The sequence below is a fragment of the Sorangium sp. So ce385 genome (assembly GCF_051474135.1).
Classification (GTDB): Bacteria; Myxococcota_A; Polyangia; order Polyangiales; family Polyangiaceae; genus Sorangium; species Sorangium cellulosum_D.
Window position 1 is genome coordinate 8,377,452 of record NZ_CP150337.1, and the last position, 17,241, is coordinate 8,394,692.

Below are 17,241 nucleotides of genomic sequence, written 5' to 3' on the forward strand. Positions count from 1 at the left end.
CGACGTGCCCGAGCACGACAAAGGGAAGATTCCTGGGCCCGCTTGCGATATGAACGGTCTCATGGAGATCAAAGATCTATCCGACTCCCTGCGCGCCGACCCCCGCTTCACCACCCGTCGCAAATGGCTGATCCTGAGCGAGCTCGTCTATCTCCCTACACGTGAGAAGGTGGAGGAGGGCTTCCGCTATTTCACCTGCCCTGTCGAAGCCCTCACCGCCGCCCTGGCGAGGCGGGACTTCGCCGCCATCGCGAAGCTCCCCTTCGCGCTGGACGCGGAGGGCGACCCGGACACCTCCGCCGTGCGCCTGGATCTCGCCTACACCGCGTCCGGTGCCCTCGCCGCATTCCAGCCCGTGGAGTTTCGCGAGCACGCGCCCACGCCCCTGTCGGCGTCCGTGATCCTCGAGGGCGCGGAGGCCCAGGCGCTCCGTGAGACGCTGCGGGAAATCGACCAGTCCGCCTAGCCGGGTAGGCCGGGGTCGACTCCCCGGCCGCCTTGCGTGAGCCGGATCCGGGCGGCGCCGGGCGCCATCGAGCTCGGGACGGACGGCAGTCCGACGCCTATTTCAGGAACGCATCCCGGAGGTGCTTGTTCACAGCTGCCGGCTTCTCCCGCATCAAGAAGTGACCGCCATCCTGCACGTAATGAATCGTGTAACGGCTGTACCACGGCGTGACGAGGTCGGTCCAGGCGGAGGGGACCACCGGATCCCCCATGCCCTGCAGGAAGGTCACGCGGCAGTCGGAGATGGTCCGGTCGAGCGGGGTCCAGGGCTGGCTCGTGATGGACAGGTTGGCGCGATAGAAGTTGAAGCCGCCGTGGATGTTGCCGGGCTTCATGAAATTATCGACGTAGATCTCCAGCTCTTCCCCCTGGAAGAGGCCCTTGTCGTACGACCAGTGGTTCAGGAAGTGCCGGAAGTAGGTGCGGCACGCCTCGCGGCTCGAGCCGACCAGCTCGACCGCCATGTCCAGCTGGTGGAACTGCGAGTACCACGACTCGGGGAAATGGCCGGGGCTCAGGTATCGCCCCTCGAACCCCGGCGTGATGGGGTTGATGATCGCGGCCTGGATCACCTTGTCGCGGTGCTTGCGCACGAACTTGTGCAGGACCAGCGCGGAGTAGTCGTGGCCCGCGAGGAGGGCCTGCTCGATGCCGAGGTGGTCGAGCAGCTGGGCGATGTCCTCCACGACGCGATCGAGGTGGAAGAGATCGATGCGCGAGAGATCCGGCTTCTCGGAGTCGCCGTAACCCCGCAGGTCGGGCACGATGACGTCGAAGCTCTCGGCCAGGGGGCCGATGTTCTTGTGCCACTCCCACCAGAAGCCCGGCCAGCCGTGGAGCAGGATGAGCGGCCTCCCGCGCCCCTCGCGCACATAGTGCAGGCGGATATCCGCGAGCTGGGCGTGGTGGTGGGTGAAATGTTCGGGGCGTCGCAACGTCATGATCCGCTCCTTTCGGGACAGGCGCGCTGGGGTCGCGCCGCAGGGTGGCAGGGGGGCGGCCAGGAGACGCGAACGCGTTTCCGGGTGTCAAGGCCGCGCCGCCCGGCGCCAGCGCGGGGTCGGCTCATCGCCCCGTCCAGACGGCGAGGAGCGCGTACGCGATCGCCACGGCCTGGATGACCGCGAAGCTCAGGAGGCCGGCCGGCAGGAAGTCGAAGAAGCCGAACCGGATGGGCTTGCCGTCGAGGTCGCGCAGGTCGGCCCGCTCCGTGAGCGCCTGCGCGAGCGGGCCCGACGTCGCGGCGGTCAAGAAGAGCGAGCTGCCCGCGCAGACCGACAGGGCGAGGCCGACATAGACGGCGGGCCCGGGCAGCCGCTCGGCGAGCGACTCGGCCACGTCGAGCAGCGCCGCCATGCTGGGGCCCGCCGAGAACAGCCCGGTCAGCGCGCCGGCGAGGACGAGGAACGCGACGAGCTGGAGCGACGGCGCGACCGGCAGCCGCTCCAGCGAGCGCGAGACCTCCTCGAACAGGCCGGTGCGCCGCACCGCCGCCACCATCACGAAGAGCGAGAGGAGGAAGAGCACCGCCTCGATGTCGAGCCCGGTCCTCGCGAGCCGCTCGCCGAGCCTGCGCGCCATGAGCAGCGCCGCGCCGGTGCCGAGCCAGCACACGAGCTCCGGGCCGACGCCGAGCTCCGCGGGCAGGAACAGCCACGCGACCACCATCGCGGAGAGCGACGCCGCCGCCGGCACGAGGAGGCGCCGATCGGCGCGCACCCGCCGGTGCAGCGCCTCCATCGCCGCGCGCGTGAGCCGCGCCGAGACCGGATCGCGCGGCACGCCAGCGGCCGGGCGCACCACGACGCCCACGACGAGGAGCAGGACGGCGAGCGCGAAGAGCGTCGCCGGGGCGGCGCGCGAGAGGTAGGCCCCGAACGTCATGCTGCCCCGGCCGAGCAGCAGGATGGCCGGGAAGTCGCCGATCGGCGTGGCGGCCCCGCCGAGGTTGCAGGCGACGAGCAGGAGGCCGAGCAGCCAGGAGACGTACCGCTGCCGCGTGCCCATGAGCTTGAGCAGCACGTGCAGCACGGGCAGGACGAGCACGAGCGCCGTGAGGTTGTTGACGACGCCGCTCACGAGGTACATCGCGATCGAGAACACCAGGACGACGCGGAAGGGCTCGGCGCCGCTCAGCCGCGTCGCCGCGACGGCGAGGCGGTCGAAGAGCCGCGAGGCGGCGAGCAGCTGGGACAGGAGCCCCAGCGTCACGAGGATGACGAGCACGTCCCACGGCACCTCGGCGAGCAGGCGCTGCGTGGTCGCGACCCCGAGCAGCGTCGACGCGAGGGAGGCGAGGGCCGCGCCGCCCGTCACGATGAGCACGCGGCGCGACGGCAGGAGCGCCTGGAGCAGGAGCGCGCCGAGCAGGACGACGAGGAGCGCGGCCTGGGGCGCCGTCACGTCGCCTCGCGCGCGGGCGTGGGCGCGCGCGGGCGAGGCGACGTGACGGCCGCGGCGGCCTCGTGCCCGGGCGGCGCCGGCCGCACGAGGCACGAGAAATCGGCCGGGCTCGTCTCCACCATCCAGCGCGGGTACACCGTCATGGGCCGCCCGAGGATGTCCCAGCCGATCAGCGAGCGGAACTGGGTCCGCACGTCGGGGCCCGAGACGCGCAGCCACGAGGGGCTCACGTGCGCCGCGTGCCCGTCGGTGCCGTAGACGAAGGTGAGCAGCGCGCTCCTCCGCCCGGCCCAGCGGTGGAGCTCGGACAGCTCCACCGGCGTCATGAGCCCGTCGTAGTTCGCGAGCACCCGCCGGAAGTCGGGGTCGAGCCCGCCCCCGTCGGTGACGAGGCCCGCGTCGACGCCGGAGAGCCGCGGCACGAGCGCGTCGAGGCAGTCGGCCTCGAGCCCCACGACCAGCAGCCGGGTCACGCCGCGGAGCGCGTCGAGGACGCCCGCGGGGTCGAGCGGCGCCTCGGCGCCGCCGGAGAGCCACTGCTCGGCGATGAAGTCGAGGACGGGGAACTCGCGCCCGAGCTGGTCGCGGGCCTCGCCGACGAGCGGTGCGCCGCCGGCCGCCATCAGCTCGCGCAGGAACAGCCGCGCCGCCGAGCGCATGCCCAGCTCGGCGGCCACCATCCGGAACGCCTGCCCGAGCGCCGGCGGCAGCGCCATCAGGCCGGCTCCACCCCGGCCCCGACGCGGGCGCGCCCAGCGCGCGCGAAGAGGGCGTCGAGCAGGCAGATCATGGCGGCGTTGGCGAGCGCGTGGTGCGGCGGGCCGTCGGTGAGGCAGTCGACGAGCGCGGCGAGCTCCGGCGAGCCCTTCGGGGCGAGGCGCGCCAGCGGCGCGAGCGGGATGGCCAGCGGGTAGTCGTGCTCGCTGCCGCGCGCGAGGTGCGGCGGCAGGCGGATCGGGACGGGCAGCGCCTCGCCGCGCGGCGCGCCGCCCTCGTCCGGGCCGAGCTCCTCGAGCAGGAGGCCGAGCAGGCAGAGCAGCGTGTAGCTCGCGCCGCGGTGATGGATGGGGCCCTCTCCCACGATGCACCGGACCACGAAGTCGCGCTCCTCCGCGTCGGGCATCCAGGGGGCGAGGAGCGCGTCGAGCCTGCCGGGGCGGATGAGCGCGGACACCGCGGACGAGGGCAACGGAGCGTGGCGCGGGCCATGGTCGCGAGGCGGTCGGGGCGGAGGCATGGGGCATCTCAGCGTAGCTGCTCGGAACGGCCCGGATCCAGGCTTGATCGAGCGCGCCTCGCGCGCGAGGCCGCGCGGGCTCGACCACCGTGGCTCGCGACGGCGCCGCGAGATCGCCGTCCGGCGCGCTGCGAGGTGGATCCGGCCGCTGCGCGCCGCTCGTCGGAGGCTCTCTTCACGCGGCAGGATCGCGCGGGGTCATGCGTACATCGGTGGTGTACACAACGCGTCTTCCGGGCGCGCGCCACCCCGGTATCCAGAGATCGGGACGGCGTCCGGAGGCCGGCAGTCAACGAACGATCCCGCGTACAACCGGCGCGACGAACGGCGTCGCCAAGGTCGCGGCCGAGCGGCCCGGGGCCGACGTCGCCGACCGCGCAACACCGCGGCAGGGCCGACCTACATCGCGCCTTGAGCTCCTCCACGCGCCGTACACACCGCGGCTTTGTCCCACGCAGAGCCCGCTCGTCGGCCGATATCCGATCTGCGGCGAGGCCGATTTCACTCGACGAAACCGCGGCAATTCAGCGTAGCGTGGCAGTATGACCCTGCGACGCGATCATGTCCTCTCCTGCACGACGCTCCTGCTCATCGCATGTGGACTGGCCGGGTGCGGCAAGGCCTCCACGCGACCCGCGGCCGCCCCCGACGCCGCGGCCGCGCCCGACGCCGGACCCGCGACGCTGACGCTCCGGCGCTCGGCGGACGACATCATCCTCGCGGCGAAGCTGCCGCCGGAGACGGCGCCGCGCGCGTCGCTCGAGATCCACCGCCTCGACGCCTACGCCGTGTGCAACGCGGCGCAGGCGCGCCTCTCCGCCAGCGTGGACGTGAACGCGAGCGCCAGCGCCGGGCCGAGCGCGCTCACCGTGTCGAGCCTCGTCATCGGCGGCCTCGGGCTCGCGGGCGGCATCACCACCACGGTGCTGGCCGCGGGCCTCGAGGCGCCGAAGATCCCGGCGGGCACGCCGTCGGTCCCGGACGCCGAGCCCCCGGACGTCGAGGGCAAGACCGGCGTCATCGTGGCGGGCGTCCTCACCGGCGTCGTCGTCGTGGGCGCGGTGGTCGGCACGCTGCTGCTCGTCGGAGGCGACGACGACGACGACGACGGGCGCAAGGGCAAGCTCGACCTCGGCGCCGGCGGCCCGCGCCTGCGCGGGCTCCGCGACGCGATCCGCGATTTCGAGGTCTCGTGCCCGGACGAGCCCGCAGAAGACGCCCTCACGGCGTGCATCGACAAGGCGCGCGCCCTCCGGAGGACCTGCGCAGCCCCGTGATCCGTGGGGAGGGCTCCGCCGTCAGCGGCTCCGGCGGAGCGGCCGCCGCCCCGCGCGCGGGCGCGGCGGGGCCTCGGGCGCCGGGCTCGGCGGCGCGCCGCCCGGCGCCGCCGCGAGGCCCTCGAGGATGAGCCGCGCGCCGTAGCGGAACCGCGCGTCGAGATCGGCGTCGGCCATGTGCGGGAACGCCGCCGCGAGGTGCGGATACGCCCCGCGCGCCATCGCCTCCCGGAGGTGCGCCGGGTCGGCCTTGCCGCCGCCCGCCCCGCCGGCCGGGGTCATCGCCTGCTCTTCGAGCGTGAAGCCGATCGTGTAATAGACCAGCGTCCACGCCCCCCACGCGGCGGCGCGCGGCGACAGCCCGGCGTCGCCCAGCGCGCCGAGCAGCAGGTCCGAGAACCGCAGCGTGTTCTCCTGCGTGACGTAGGTCCCCGCGAACACCCGCGCCCCGTCCCGGTGCGCGAGGAGCGCCCGGCGGAGCCGCTCGGCCATCTCGGCCGCCCGCTCCCGCCACGTCGCCCCCTCCGGCGCGCGGGCCACGCAGCCCTCCAGCATCGCCTCCGCCATCGCGTCGAGCAGCTCCTGCTTGTTCTTGACGTGCCAGTACAGCGTCGCCGCCTGCACGTTCAGCTCCTGGCCGAGCCGGCGCATCGTCAGCGCGTCGAGCCCGACCTCGCCGAGCAGCCGCAGCGCCGTCGAAACCACCTGCTCGCGTGTCAGCCCCATGTCCGCGCCTCGCTCTCCCCTTCCCCGGCTTCCCCGGCTCCTCGCGCCCGGAAATCGGGCCAGCGCCTTGACTCTAACATCGTTCGAGTCACTCTAACAACGTTCAAGTCGTTGTTGGACATGGAGGCTTCGATGGCGATGGATGCCGAGGTGGTCGTCGTGGGGGGAGGTCCGGTCGGCCTGATGCTGGCCTGCGAGCTCGCGCTCGCGCGGGTCCGGGTGCGGGTGCTGGAGCAGCGGCCCGCGCGGATGCAGGAGTCGCGCGCGCTCACGCTGCACCCGAGGACGCTGGAGATCCTCGACCAGCGCGGGCTCGTGGACCGCTTCCTGCGCCGCGGCGCCCCGGTGCCGGCGGCGCACTTCGCGGTGCTCGAGCCGCGGCTCGATCTCTCGCGCCTCGACACGCGGCACCCGTACACGCTGTTCCTGCCGCAGGTCCAGACGGAGGAGCTCCTGGAGGAGCGGGCCCACGAGCTCGGGGTCGAGGTCCTGCGCGGCCACGCGGTCGTCGATGTCTCGCAGGACGAGGGGGGCGTCTCGCTGCAGGTCGCGGGCCCCGAGGGGCGCTACGGCGCGCGCGCCGGCTACGTCGCGGGCTGCGACGGGGCCGGGAGCGTGGTGCGGCGCTCGCTCGGCGTCGGCTTCCCGGGCAGCGACACGACGCGGACGGCGTTCCTCGGCGACGTCGAGCTCGCGGAGCGCCCCGCCCGGCCCGTCTCCCTCGCGGGCCCGCGCGGCGCCGTGCTCCTGGTGCCGCTCGGCGACGGGCTCCACCGCTTCGTCGTGCACGATCCGCTGCGGGCCCACGCCGATCGGTCCGAGCCGGTGACCCTGGACGAGCTGCGGGGCTCGGTGCGGCGGATCCTCGGGACGGACTTCGGCATGCGCGGCGCGCGCTGGCTGTCGCGGTTCGGCAACGCGACGCGGCTGGCCGAGCGGTACCGCGTCGGGCGCGCGTTCCTCGCGGGCGACGCCGCGCACATCCATTTTCCGATGGGCGGCCAGGGGCTCAACGTCGGTCTGCAGGACGCGATGAACCTCGGCTGGAAGCTCGCCGCCGCGGTCCAGGGCTGGGCGCCGCCCCACCTGCTCGACAGCTACCATGACGAGCGCCACCCCGTCGGCCGGGCGCTGTCGCGCAACACGGAGGCGCAAACCCAGCTCATGGATCTGTCGGAGCCCGGCCTGGCCCTCCGCGAGCTCCTGAGCGACCTGCTCGCGATCGACGCCGTGAACCGGCGCCTCGCCGGGCAGATCAGCGCGCTCGACGTCGCGTACCCCCCCGCCGAGGGCGCGCCGGCGCACGCCTCGGTCGGCAGGCGGGCGCCCGACCGCGCCCTCGAGACCGGGCGCGGCCCGGCGCGCCTCCACGAGCTGCTCCACGCGGGCCGGTTCGCGCTGCTCGACCTCGCCGGCGACGCCGATCTCCGGGCCGCGGGCGGGGCCTACCGCGATCGCGTCGAGGTCGTCCAGGCGGCGATCGTCGATCCGCCCGGCGACCTCGCCGGCGTCGACGCCCTCCTGGTGCGGCCGGACGGGCACATCGCCTGGGCGAGCGACGGGTCGGGGCGCGCGACGCGCCTCGACGACCTCCGGCGCGCGCTCGCCCGCTGGTGCGGCCCTGCGGGAGCGCCCTGACGCCGCGGCGCGTCTCCGGCTCCGAGGACGGCAGTCCCGCGGAGCCCGGCGAGGCCGCGGCGCTACGCCAGAGGGTCCTTCGGATTCAGCGGCAGCCCGAGCGTCATGCGCCCGAAGTTCTCCGCCGCCGCGTCGAAGTTGAGCCCCGCGTGCGCCGCCATGGTGTGCACATCGCGCCAGTCGCGCTGGAGCGGGCTCGACTCGTAATGGGCGCCGCCGCCGCTCGCGTTGAAGATCTTCTCCACGGCGCGCACGCACAGCACCGCGCTGTAGGCGTAGTCCCTGCGGGTGCGCACGCGCTGCTCCGTCGAGAGGGGCCCGCCGGGACGGACGGTCTCGAGCGCCCGCCGGAAGAGGAGCTCGGCCGCGTCGATCTCGGCCGCGATCTCGGCGAGCCGGATCTGCTGATGGGACAGCGACGCCACCTGCTCGCGGCTGTACATGGTGCAGCGATCCCGGGTCGCCGCGCACCACCGCCGGTAAGCGCCCTGGGACGTGCCGAGGATCGACGCCACCAGCGACGACGCGAGCGCGGTGATCACCGGCAGCCGGTAGAGGGGGTTCGCGTGAACGGCGGCGCCGGGCGATTGCCCGACGCTCAGCGCCGCCATCCGCGCGGTCCGGTGCTGGGGCACGACCTTGTCCTTGACGACGACGTTATGGCTGCCCGTCCCGCGCTGCCCGGCGACGCGCCATGTGTCCCGGATCTCCCAGTCCTCTCTCGGGACGAGGAACAGGCGCACGTCCGGCGGGCCGGCCTCGGCGCCTGGCTCCGGCGGGACCACCCCGGCCAGCATCGCCCAGTCGCAATGATGGATGCCGCTCGCCCACGGCCAGTCGCCCGAGAGGCGGTAACCGCCCTCCACCCGCGCGACCTGCCCCGCCGGGACATTCACGTTGGCGAGCGCCGCGTCCGGGTTCTCGAGCCACACGTCCCGCTGCGCCTCCACGGGGAACGTCGCCAGCAGCCACGAGTGGATGTTGAGGAACGAGAAGCACCACCCCGACGAGCCGTCGGCTCTGGCGATCTCGATCGTGGCGTCCGCGAACGCGTCGAGGGAGAGCTCGTGCCCGCCGAACGCGCGCGGCGTCAAGAGCCGCACGAGACCGGCGTCGATGAACCCACGGATCGTCGCCTCCGGCATGCGTCGCAGGGCCTCGGCCTCGGCGGCCCGGGCCCGGACGTCCTCCGCCATACAGCGCGCCCGCTCGACCGCCTCCTCGTGGGTCATCGCCGCTGGATGCACGGCCGCCGGCGTCGTCTCGCTCGCTTCGATCCTCATGAGTTTTACCCTCGAAAACCATCCATTTCAAACACCTGTGCCCCTGTCAAGGGCTCGCTCGAGCAACGCCCGAAGGGCTGCGCTCGTCCTTGCTTTGCGCCCCTTTCCCCCCGTCGACCCACGCGCGCTCGCGCCGTCGCTCTACCACCTGGCGCGACGTTGAGTAGACTCCAGGCGCACGGGCGACCCGCAAGCGGCGCGCGCCCCCAAGGAGCGAATGAAGCGCATACATCTGTTCGAGCTCGAAGACTTCAGCTGGTTTCCCGGGTGGCTGAGGTCCTGCATGACACGCATGATCGTGACGGTGCACAAGGCGCTCGGCTCGAGCGACGAGCTCGCCGAGCTGATCGCCCGGGCGCTCCGTGAGTCGCGCTCCACGAGCATCGTCGACCTCTGCTCCGGGAGCGGGGGCCCGATGCTCGACGTCCTGGAGCGCCTGAACCAGAAGCCGGGGTTCGAGGGCGTCACGCTGACGCTCACCGATCTCTATCCCAACACGGAGGCGGCGGCGCGCATCAACGCCCGGGGAGGGACCAACGTGTCGTACCGGACGACGCCGCTGGACGCCACCGAGGCGGGCCGCGAGACGGCGGGGCTCAGGACCATGATCAGCAGCTTCCACCACATGAGGCCGGAGAGCGCGAGGAAGATCCTGGAGACGGCCCAGAGGAGCAGACAGCCTATCTGCATCTTCGAGATCAGCGACAACAGCTATCCGGCGTTCCTCTGGTGGACCGCCCTGCCGGCCAACTTCCTGATGTGCCTCCTCATGACGCCCCTGGCGAGGCCCGTGACGGCGCGGCAGCTCGTCTTCACCTACCTCCTCCCGATCATCCCGCTGTGCTTCGCCTGGGACGGGGCGGTCTCGAACGCGAGGACCTACACGCTCGACGACCTGGACGAGCTCTTGCGAGGGCTCGGGGATGAAGGGTACCGGTGGGAAAAAGGGGTGATCGGCGGCAGGATGAAGAAGATCTACCTGCTCGGCATTCCCACCCAGACCGCCGGCGACTGAGCGGCTCCGACGCGGACGAACCGGTATGTACCGGTCGTACGGCGACCGGCGCTCGCCGGCGGCGGCAGCGGCGCCGCGTCCCTGTCGTGGAGTCGAGAGGTCGGGTTAAGGCGAGGCCCTTGCGCGCGTTCCGGATTGCCCCCTACTATCGACGTGCGGTCATCGATGTAACGTTGGATCCGCAACCGCGATTCGCCTGTCCGGTTGCGGAGGGGAGCACGATGACCGAAGCGAATGGATCGCTTGGTTCGCTGGACGATTTCATCGCCCACTCTACGGAGATGCTGTTCGTCGCGAGGGGCGACGGCGCGCTGTTGCGATGGAGCGACGCGCTGGGCCAGGCCGTGGGACCTGCGCTCGCACGAGGGACCACATTGACTGACCTCTTCCACCCGGAGGACCGCTGCACGCTCACGACGCGCTGGGAGCAGGTCCGCGGGGGCACAGCCCCCGTGGAGCTCCACGGCCGGATCCTGAGCGCGGAGCAGCGCTATAGGCCGCTCTCGTGCGTCGTGCGCGGCGCGCGCACGGACGGGCTGGTCTACGGCTCGTTCCGCGACGCGCCCCCCGGCGACGGCGCCCAGGGCGAGCTGGCCCGGCTGAGGGAGCGGGACCGGATCCTCGGCGCGCTCATCAACGCCCTCCCGATAGCGGTGTGGGCCATCGACGCCGATGGCACGTACACCTACCACGATGGCAAGGGGCTCGCGGCCGCCGGTCATCGGCCTGGACAGCTCGTTGGACAGAACATCTTCGAGCTTTACGGCGCCATGGCGGGCGGCATCGAGCGCGCGCTGGCCGGCGAGGCGGTGCACGGGCTGTCGGAGGTCCACGGCTGCGTCTGGGAGAGCTGGATGGTCCCGCTCTCCGAGGCCGCGGGGCACGTCCGCTCCGTCGTCGGGTTCTCGCTCGACGTGACGGAGGGCCAGCGCGCGCACGAGGCCCTCCAGACGAAGCTCGACGTGATCGAGGCGCAGCAGCGGGTCATCCGGGAGCTCGCCGCGCCGATCATCGAGGTCTGGGACGGCGTGCTGGCGTTGCCCATGATCGGCGTCGTCGACAGCGCGAGGACGGCCGAGGCGATGGAGAGCCTGCTCGAGGCGATCTCGAATCGCTCGGCGCGCTTCGCGGTCCTGGATCTCACCGGCGTGCAGGTCGTGGACACGAAGGTGGCCGATCACCTGATCAAGCTCGTGCGGGCCATCCAGCTGCTCGGCGCCGAGGGGATCATCTGCGGCATTCGGCCGAACGTGGCGCAGACGATGGTGGCGCTGGGGCTCGACCTCAGCGCCATCGTGACCAAGGCCAACCTGCGGGCCGGCCTCACGCACTGCATGCAGCGGCTGAGCCGGCGCTCGGCGGCGCCGCGATCGAGCCCGTGACCGGCGCGCCGCCCCGCGGCGCCACATAGGGAGCGACACCAGCCCTGGCGCCGCGCGAACGCCCGGCGCCGCGGACGGCCGGGCGCCTGGGCTCAGAACAGCTCGATGTCGTCGAGCTCGAGGGACGCCGCCTGCCCCGCGGGCGTGCGCCAGATCAGGGCCATGACGTTCCACGGGTCGAGCGCCGCCGGCGTGCCCCACCCCCGCTGCAGCAGCTCCGACCAGCGCACTTCCACGGTGATCCAATCGGATCCGGACCAGAGCTCGGTTCCATGGTAGTCGAGGCAATTCGAGCAGTATCCGCCCTCGGGCACGGTGAGGACCGAGCTGACCTCGAAGCGGATCGGGTAGGACAGGGAGCGCATCTTGAAGCGGATGCCCTGGAAGCTCGCCACGCTGACCGACCACGGGTCGAAGTCGAGCATGACGCCGGCGCCCCACTCGGTGGGGATCGCCGGAGAGTAAACGCCGAGCGCCGTCCCGGTGCCGGGCCCTGCCGACGGGACCAGATCGAGGTACGGGATGGTCGGGTCGTTGATCGGCACCCACGGCCCGGTGAACGGCGGCGAGATGCCGGCGTACGGCGCGCCGCCGAAGAAGTCTCCATCATCGAAGGTCTCGATGAGGATGGCCGGCGTCGCGCAGAAGGGCAGCCACTGGCAGTCCGGATCGCTGCAATCCGCGAGCCCGTCCCCGTCGTCGTCGTAGCCGTTGCTGCACGCCGCGTCGGTGCTCTCGCCCCACACCGTGCAGACGGGCTGCCCCTGGCACTCCGGATCGCTGCAGTCCGCGTACCCGTCCCCGTCGTCGTCGTAGCCGTTGCTGCACGCCGCGTCGTTGTCCTCGCGCACCGGCTGGCAGTAGGGCTGCCACTGGCACTCCGGATCGCTGCAGTCCGCGTACCCGTCCCCGTCGTCGTCGTAGCCGTTGCTGCACGCCACGTCGGTGTTCTCGGGATAGGGCACGCAGACGGGCAGCCACTGGCAGTCCCAATCGCTGCAGTCCGTGTACCCGTCCCCGTCGTCGTCGTAGCCGTTGCTGCACGCCGCGTCGTTGTCCTCGCGCCATTGCGCGCAGTAGGGCTGCCACTGGCAGTCCCAATCGCCGCAGTCGATGTACCCGTCCCCGTCGTCGTCGTAGTTGTTGCTGCACGCCACGTCGGTGTCCTCGCGCCCTGACCCGCAGAAGGGCTGCCACTGGCAGTCCCAATCGTTGCAGTCGGTGTACCCGTCCCCGTCGTCGTCGTAGCCGTTGCTGCACGCCACGTCGGTGTCCTCGCTGAGCGCCGGCGTGTCGTCGACCCCGATGGCGATGTCGAGCGTCCCCTGGCCGACGGAGATGACATCGCCGTCCGACCGGAACTGAAACACGACCGTCGACGCCGCACCTTCGTAGATATAGACCGGCGTCGGGTTCGGCGACGTCAGCGCCGCCTCGACCTGCTGGTAGCCGCCGCCGGTCCACCGCTCGAGGATCCAGCCGGGCTCGAGGTACACGTCGTAGTGGCCGACCGGCAGCACCTCCGTGAGCACCGCCGTGTCGCCGTCTCCATGGACGAGCCGGTGCGTCGGACCGTAAAGGTTGAACCACGCCTGGGATAGGCGATAGGTCGCGCCCGTGGCGCTGGTCCCGACGAGGGCGAGGCTGATCGACCCGACGTCGGAAACCTGCTCAGCGCCGTCCGGCGCCTCCGGTCCGCAGCCGACCGGGATCGTGAGCGCCGAAAGAACCGAACAGACGAAGAGTTGTCGCAAGTATCTCATGATGACTTCGTATCAGAGACGCTCGCGCACGAAAAGCGCGTTCGGCGGCCGCGCGACGACGGCGCACGGCCGTCTGGCGGCTCGTGCCCCGCGTCTCGCGCCGCGTGCCGCGCATCTCGTGGACGCGTGCCGCGCGAGCGAGCCGCTTCACGACCGGGGAGAGCCGCTCCGTGTCGGGGAATGTCGCAAGACGTACGCCGCTGCGCGGTTGGGCCCGAGCGCGCGAGGTCCCCCGAGCGCGCGAGTCATGAGCTGCCGGTCGCCCGCGGCGGCCCGACCGTACGCGCGCGGCCTCGAGGGCTGGCCGGAGCGCGGCGCGCCGGTCCCCGCGCCAGGGACGCGCGGCCGCGCTACTCGACCAGCTGGTCGATGTGATAGCCCACGTGCCCGCTCGGCACGCTCACCGGCCCGCGCACCGGCACGAACGTCCCGGCAGGCACGATGTTCGTCGGGACGCCGTCGGCGAGGACCTGGTACCACGTGAGCCGGGTGATGCCGCTCTGGTTCTTGGTGATCCGGAGGTAAACGTTGTCCTTTCTGTAGAGGGCTCCGCCGCTCACCGGGTCCGTCTGGAAGGCCTCCCAGGGCACCTCCCTGGGCAGCTCGAAGCTCTGCGGGCCGCGCTGCGAGGGCGGCGCGCTGTCGCCGGCGCTGTGGGTGAAGACGATGCTCTTGGTTCCGAGCCCCGAGAGGGCCGCCGGATCCACGTACCAGTATTCCGTGTCCGCCGTGTAATTGCCCATGTTCGCGCCGCCGATGGCCAGCGCCCTCGCAAACGGGACCCCGCCGAGCGACAGCTTGAAGAGCCGCCAGGACCAGCGCTCCGGCTGCAGCTGCGGCGACGCGACCTCGCCGACCTCCTCGGAGGCGCCCTCGTCCGCGAGGTAACAGCTGGGCGTGAAGACGGAAGCACACATGATGACGCTGAGCAGAACCGACCGCGATTGCATGAGCTGATCTCCTGGAGGTGTCGCTGGCGCTCCTGTTGGCGCTCTGGCCGGCGCTGTGGTCGACGCTCGCTCATGCGCCGCGCGCGGCACGCCTCTCAGCGCCAGCCGGGGAGCTCGGTATAAAGGACGCCGAATCCGCCCTCAAAGCCAAAGCAGGAAATACACCTCATCACGCGCCGCGGCGCCGCGCGTCGCCGCACGGTTCGCCGCGGCGACGCGCGGCGCCGGCCCGGCGCGATGGTCAGCCCCGCTCCCGGGCGGCTCGCCTCGGAGCCGCGCGCCGCCGTCGATTTCGTGCGGCGCGCGCAGGTCGCGGCCTACGTGTCACACGACGGCGCGCTGGGCGCCGGCGGGGAGGCTCTCCCCGTGCCGCTGGGTCTCCCGCACGTAGCGCGCCCACTCCTCGTCGAAGGCGCGCGCCACGCTGGGGCGCGCCCGCAGGCGCGCCTGGTACGCGCGGAGCGCCGGCCAGGCCTTCAGGTCGATGGGCGTGACCGAGGACCAGTTGAGCACCGTGAACAGGTAGGCGTCGGCGACCGAGAAGCGATCGAGCAGGAACTCCCGCCCTTCGAGCCGCCCCGCCGCCCAGCCGAGGCGCGCGTCCGCCTTGGCGAGCGCGTAGCTCTTGACCTCGGCCGGGGCCGCCTTGTCGAGGAGCGGCACATAGACCGCCTTGTGGAGCTCGGTGCCGATGAAGCAGAGCCACTGCTGGAGCCGCGCCCGGCCGAGCGGATCCCGCGGCGCGAGCCCCGCCTCCGGGAACCGGTCCGCGACGAGCTGCAGGACCGCCGCGTTCTCGGTGAGGAGCTCGCCGCCCTCGATCTCGAGCGCGGGCACGAGCCCGAGCGGGTGGACGGCGCGGAAGTCCGCGCCCTCCTCGGTCCGCTTCGTCCTCGGGTCGACCTCGACGAACGAGGCCTCGGCGCCGGCCTCGTAGAGCGCGATGCGCGTGGCGAGAGAGCATGCGAGCGGGGAGAAATAGAGCTTCATGAAGACCTCCTGACGGCGAGGAAGGTGCGCCTCGAGGGGCTGTGCGTCCAACGCATCGTCGTGATAGGATCTATGCGTGTCACGCATAGCCACTCTCCCCGCGCCCCCGGGCATCGGCCCGCGACCCCAGCTCGAGATCCGCGATCTGGAGCTCGTCGTCGCGCTCTCGGCCGCCGGGAGCACGGCGGGCGCGGCGTCCGCGATGCACATCACGCAGTCCGCCGTGAGCCGGGCGCTCGCCCAGGCGGAGGAGCGGGTCGGCGCGCGCCTGTTCGAGCGCACCGCGCGCGGGGTCACGCCGACCGCCGCGGGCGAGCGGCTCATCGCGGGCGCCGGGCTCATCCTCGCGCAGCTCCGGGAGCTCGAGCGGGAGGTGGCGGCGCCCGCGGCCCCGACGACGCGCGTCCGCCTCGTGTGCGAGTGCTACACGGCGTACCGCTGGCTCCCCTCGGCGATGGCGAGCCTCCGGCGCCGGCTGCCCCGCCTCGAGGTGGAGCTCGCGGTGGAGCACACCCAGGATCCGGTGGGCGCGCTGGTCCGGGGCGACATCGACGTCGCGCTGCTCACCACCGCTCCGTTGCCGGGCCCCCGCGAGGGGGGCGGCGCGCTCGCGGAGCGGCCGCTCTTCTCGGACGAGGTCGTGTTCGTGGTCTCGACCTCGCACCCGCTCGCCGCGCGGGGGTCGCTCACGCGCGATCACCTGCGGAAGGGCCCGCTCATCACGTCGAACACGCCGCCGGCCGAGGCGCGCTGGTTCATGAGCGCCGTCTTCGGGCGAAAGCGGCCCAGGCTCGAGTTCCTGCGCTTTCCGCTGACCGAGGCCGTCATCGACGCGGCGCGCGCCGGCATGGGCATCGCGGTCCTGTCGGAGTGGATGGCGCACGGCTACCTCGGGGACGGCGATCTGACGGTCAAGCGGCTCTCGTCCGGCCCGCTGCGCCGGCCGTGGCGGATCGCCTGCCGGCGCGCGTCGGAGGACGCCGCCGAGCGCCTGAGCGCCGCGCTGGAGAGCTCGGCGCCACGGCTCTACACCCGCGCCGGGTGAGGGGGCTTGGCCAGGGCCATCACCTGGCCCTCCTTGCTGCCGTGGGCGAGGTTCACCCAGTAAATGGCGGCATCGTCCACCGCGATGCCGATCGGCTGACGCTGCCCCGACGCCAGCACCGCCGGCGTCCCGCCGTCGATCGGCACGCTCATGATGGCGCCGTCCGCCTTGTCGGCAGATCCCATGTTCGTCCAGTAGACGCAGCGCTCGTCCACCGCGATGCGGAAGGGCAGGCGCTGGTCTCGCGCCAGCATCCTCGACCCGGTGCCGTCGGTGCGCATCGTCAGCACGGTCCCGCCGCTGCCGCCGGCGTCTCCCGCGTTCGTGCAATAGAGGGCGCCGTCGCGCACGGCGATGCCGGTCATGCCCCTGCGCGCCGCCTCGGGGCGCGTGACCTCCTGGGGTTGCCCGCCCTGGACCGGCACCCTCATCACCTGGCCGCCGACGAAGTTGGTCCAGTAGACCTCCGCGCCGAACAGCGCGATGCCCGCCGGGTTCTGCCGGGAGGCGAGCGTCGTCACCTCGCCCCCCTCGATCGGCACCCGCATCACGTCATCGTCCATGAAGTCGAAGAACGAGACGAAAACCGCGTGGCGCCCGGCGACGGCGATCGCCCCGACGGTCCGCAGACCGGCGGCGAGGCGCGTGGGCTCGCCGCCGCCGCGCTCGACCTTCCACACCGCGCCGCCGCCGCGCAAACCGTAGCTGGTCCAGAAGACGTGCGTCGACGTCGCGGCGATCCCGTTCGGCTGGTGCTGATGCGGGGCCAGGGTGACGAGCGAAGTCCCATCCTTGCGCATCGCCATCACCGCGCCCCTGTCCTCGCGGTGGCCGGCGGGCAGCTCGCCCCCGACATCGAAGCTGGGCGCCTCCCCGTAATTGGTCCAGTAGAGGAAATCGCCCTCCGCCACGATGCCGTAAGGGTGATCCTGGCCGGACGCCAGCACGATGGGCTCGCTCCCGGTGGACGCGCTCATCGCGGCGAGCGTAGGCGCGCCGCTCGAGAGAAGCAAGCCTCCGGGCGC

General features: G+C 72.5%; 16 protein-coding genes. 6 read left to right on the plus strand and 10 right to left on the minus strand.

Going from position 1 to position 17,241, the window contains the following annotated elements; all coding sequences use genetic code 11:
- Positions 1-4 precede the first annotated feature (4 nt).
- Entirely contained in the window at positions 5-466 is a 462-nt protein-coding gene (locus WME83_RS30415) for a hypothetical protein (RefSeq protein WP_437313207.1), read from the plus strand.
- 97 nt (positions 467-563) lie between these two features.
- On the opposite strand, the gene WME83_RS30420 is transcribed toward WME83_RS30415, so the two are convergent.
- The 4 genes from WME83_RS30420 to WME83_RS30435 all read right to left on the minus strand — a co-directional run bounded on the left by WME83_RS30420 (position 564) and on the right by WME83_RS30435 (position 4,084).
- Positions 564-1,448, minus strand: a complete 885-nt coding sequence (locus tag WME83_RS30420) for an alpha/beta fold hydrolase (RefSeq protein ID WP_437313208.1) — start codon at positions 1,446-1,448, stop codon at positions 564-566.
- A 124-nt stretch (positions 1,449-1,572) separates the two neighbouring features.
- On the minus strand, positions 1,573-2,910 hold the full coding sequence (locus tag WME83_RS30425; RefSeq protein WP_437313209.1) for an SLC13 family permease: 1,338 nt from the start codon (positions 2,908-2,910) through the stop codon (positions 1,573-1,575).
- Complete coding sequence (locus tag WME83_RS30430) at positions 2,907-3,626, minus strand: hypothetical protein (RefSeq protein ID WP_437313210.1); 720 nt, start codon at positions 3,624-3,626, stop codon at positions 2,907-2,909. Before WME83_RS30430 ends, WME83_RS30425 begins: the two co-directional genes overlap by 4 nt.
- Positions 3,626-4,084 carry a hypothetical protein gene (locus tag WME83_RS30435; RefSeq protein WP_061627361.1) on the minus strand — a complete coding sequence of 153 codons (459 nt, stop codon included), beginning with the start codon at positions 4,082-4,084 and terminating at the stop codon, positions 3,626-3,628. The genes WME83_RS30430 and WME83_RS30435 overlap by 1 nt, the downstream gene beginning before the upstream one ends.
- Before the next feature lie 605 nt (positions 4,085-4,689).
- On the opposite strand from WME83_RS30435, the gene WME83_RS30440 reads away from it, so the two are divergent.
- Positions 4,690-5,424, plus strand: coding sequence for a transcriptional regulator (locus WME83_RS30440; protein WP_437313211.1), 735 nt, complete (start codon positions 4,690-4,692; stop codon positions 5,422-5,424).
- 21 nt (positions 5,425-5,445) lie between these two features.
- Here the strand turns inward: WME83_RS30440 and WME83_RS30445 are convergent, their stop codons facing one another.
- Positions 5,446-6,150 carry a TetR/AcrR family transcriptional regulator C-terminal domain-containing protein gene (locus WME83_RS30445; RefSeq protein ID WP_437313212.1) on the minus strand — a complete coding sequence of 235 codons (705 nt, stop codon included), beginning with the start codon at positions 6,148-6,150 and terminating at the stop codon, positions 5,446-5,448.
- Between the two features lie 138 nt (positions 6,151-6,288).
- Between WME83_RS30445 and WME83_RS30450 the strand changes: the two genes are divergently transcribed.
- Positions 6,289-7,788 (plus strand): monooxygenase, encoded by a 1,500-nt coding sequence (locus WME83_RS30450; RefSeq protein ID WP_437322066.1) that lies wholly within the window; start codon positions 6,289-6,291, stop codon positions 7,786-7,788.
- A 62-nt stretch (positions 7,789-7,850) separates the two neighbouring features.
- Here WME83_RS30450 and WME83_RS30455 read toward each other — a convergent pair whose 3' ends face one another.
- Complete coding sequence (locus tag WME83_RS30455; RefSeq protein ID WP_437313213.1) at positions 7,851-9,071, minus strand: acyl-CoA dehydrogenase family protein; 1,221 nt, start codon at positions 9,069-9,071, stop codon at positions 7,851-7,853.
- 217 nt (positions 9,072-9,288) lie between these two features.
- On the opposite strand from WME83_RS30455, the gene WME83_RS30460 reads away from it, so the two are divergent.
- Positions 9,289-10,086 carry a hypothetical protein gene (locus WME83_RS30460; RefSeq protein WP_437313214.1) on the plus strand — a complete coding sequence of 266 codons (798 nt, stop codon included), beginning with the start codon at positions 9,289-9,291 and terminating at the stop codon, positions 10,084-10,086.
- A gap of 221 nt (positions 10,087-10,307) precedes the next feature.
- Positions 10,308-11,468 (plus strand): STAS domain-containing protein, encoded by a 1,161-nt coding sequence (locus WME83_RS30465; protein ID WP_437313215.1) that lies wholly within the window; start codon positions 10,308-10,310, stop codon positions 11,466-11,468.
- A 92-nt stretch (positions 11,469-11,560) separates the two neighbouring features.
- Here the strand turns inward: WME83_RS30465 and WME83_RS30470 are convergent, their stop codons facing one another.
- The 3 genes from WME83_RS30470 to WME83_RS30480 form a co-directional block, all read right to left on the minus strand.
- Complete coding sequence (locus WME83_RS30470; RefSeq protein WP_437313216.1) at positions 11,561-13,231, minus strand: hypothetical protein; 1,671 nt, start codon at positions 13,229-13,231, stop codon at positions 11,561-11,563.
- Positions 13,232-13,581: 350 nt separating this feature from the next.
- Positions 13,582-14,181: a hypothetical protein gene (locus WME83_RS30475; protein WP_437313217.1), complete on the minus strand. Its 600-nt coding sequence runs from the start codon at positions 14,179-14,181 to the stop codon at positions 13,582-13,584.
- 324 nt (positions 14,182-14,505) lie between these two features.
- Positions 14,506-15,171, minus strand: a complete 666-nt coding sequence (locus WME83_RS30480) for a glutathione binding-like protein (RefSeq protein ID WP_437313218.1) — start codon at positions 15,169-15,171, stop codon at positions 14,506-14,508.
- Between the two features lie 76 nt (positions 15,172-15,247).
- On the opposite strand from WME83_RS30480, the gene WME83_RS30485 reads away from it, so the two are divergent.
- Positions 15,248-16,216, plus strand: a complete 969-nt coding sequence (locus WME83_RS30485) for a LysR family transcriptional regulator (protein ID WP_437313219.1) — start codon at positions 15,248-15,250, stop codon at positions 16,214-16,216.
- Here WME83_RS30485 and WME83_RS30490 read toward each other — a convergent pair.
- Complete coding sequence (locus WME83_RS30490) at positions 16,198-17,193, minus strand: DUF5050 domain-containing protein (protein WP_437313220.1); 996 nt, start codon at positions 17,191-17,193, stop codon at positions 16,198-16,200. The genes WME83_RS30485 and WME83_RS30490 overlap by 19 nt on opposite strands.
- Positions 17,194-17,241: the final 48 nt, after the last annotated feature.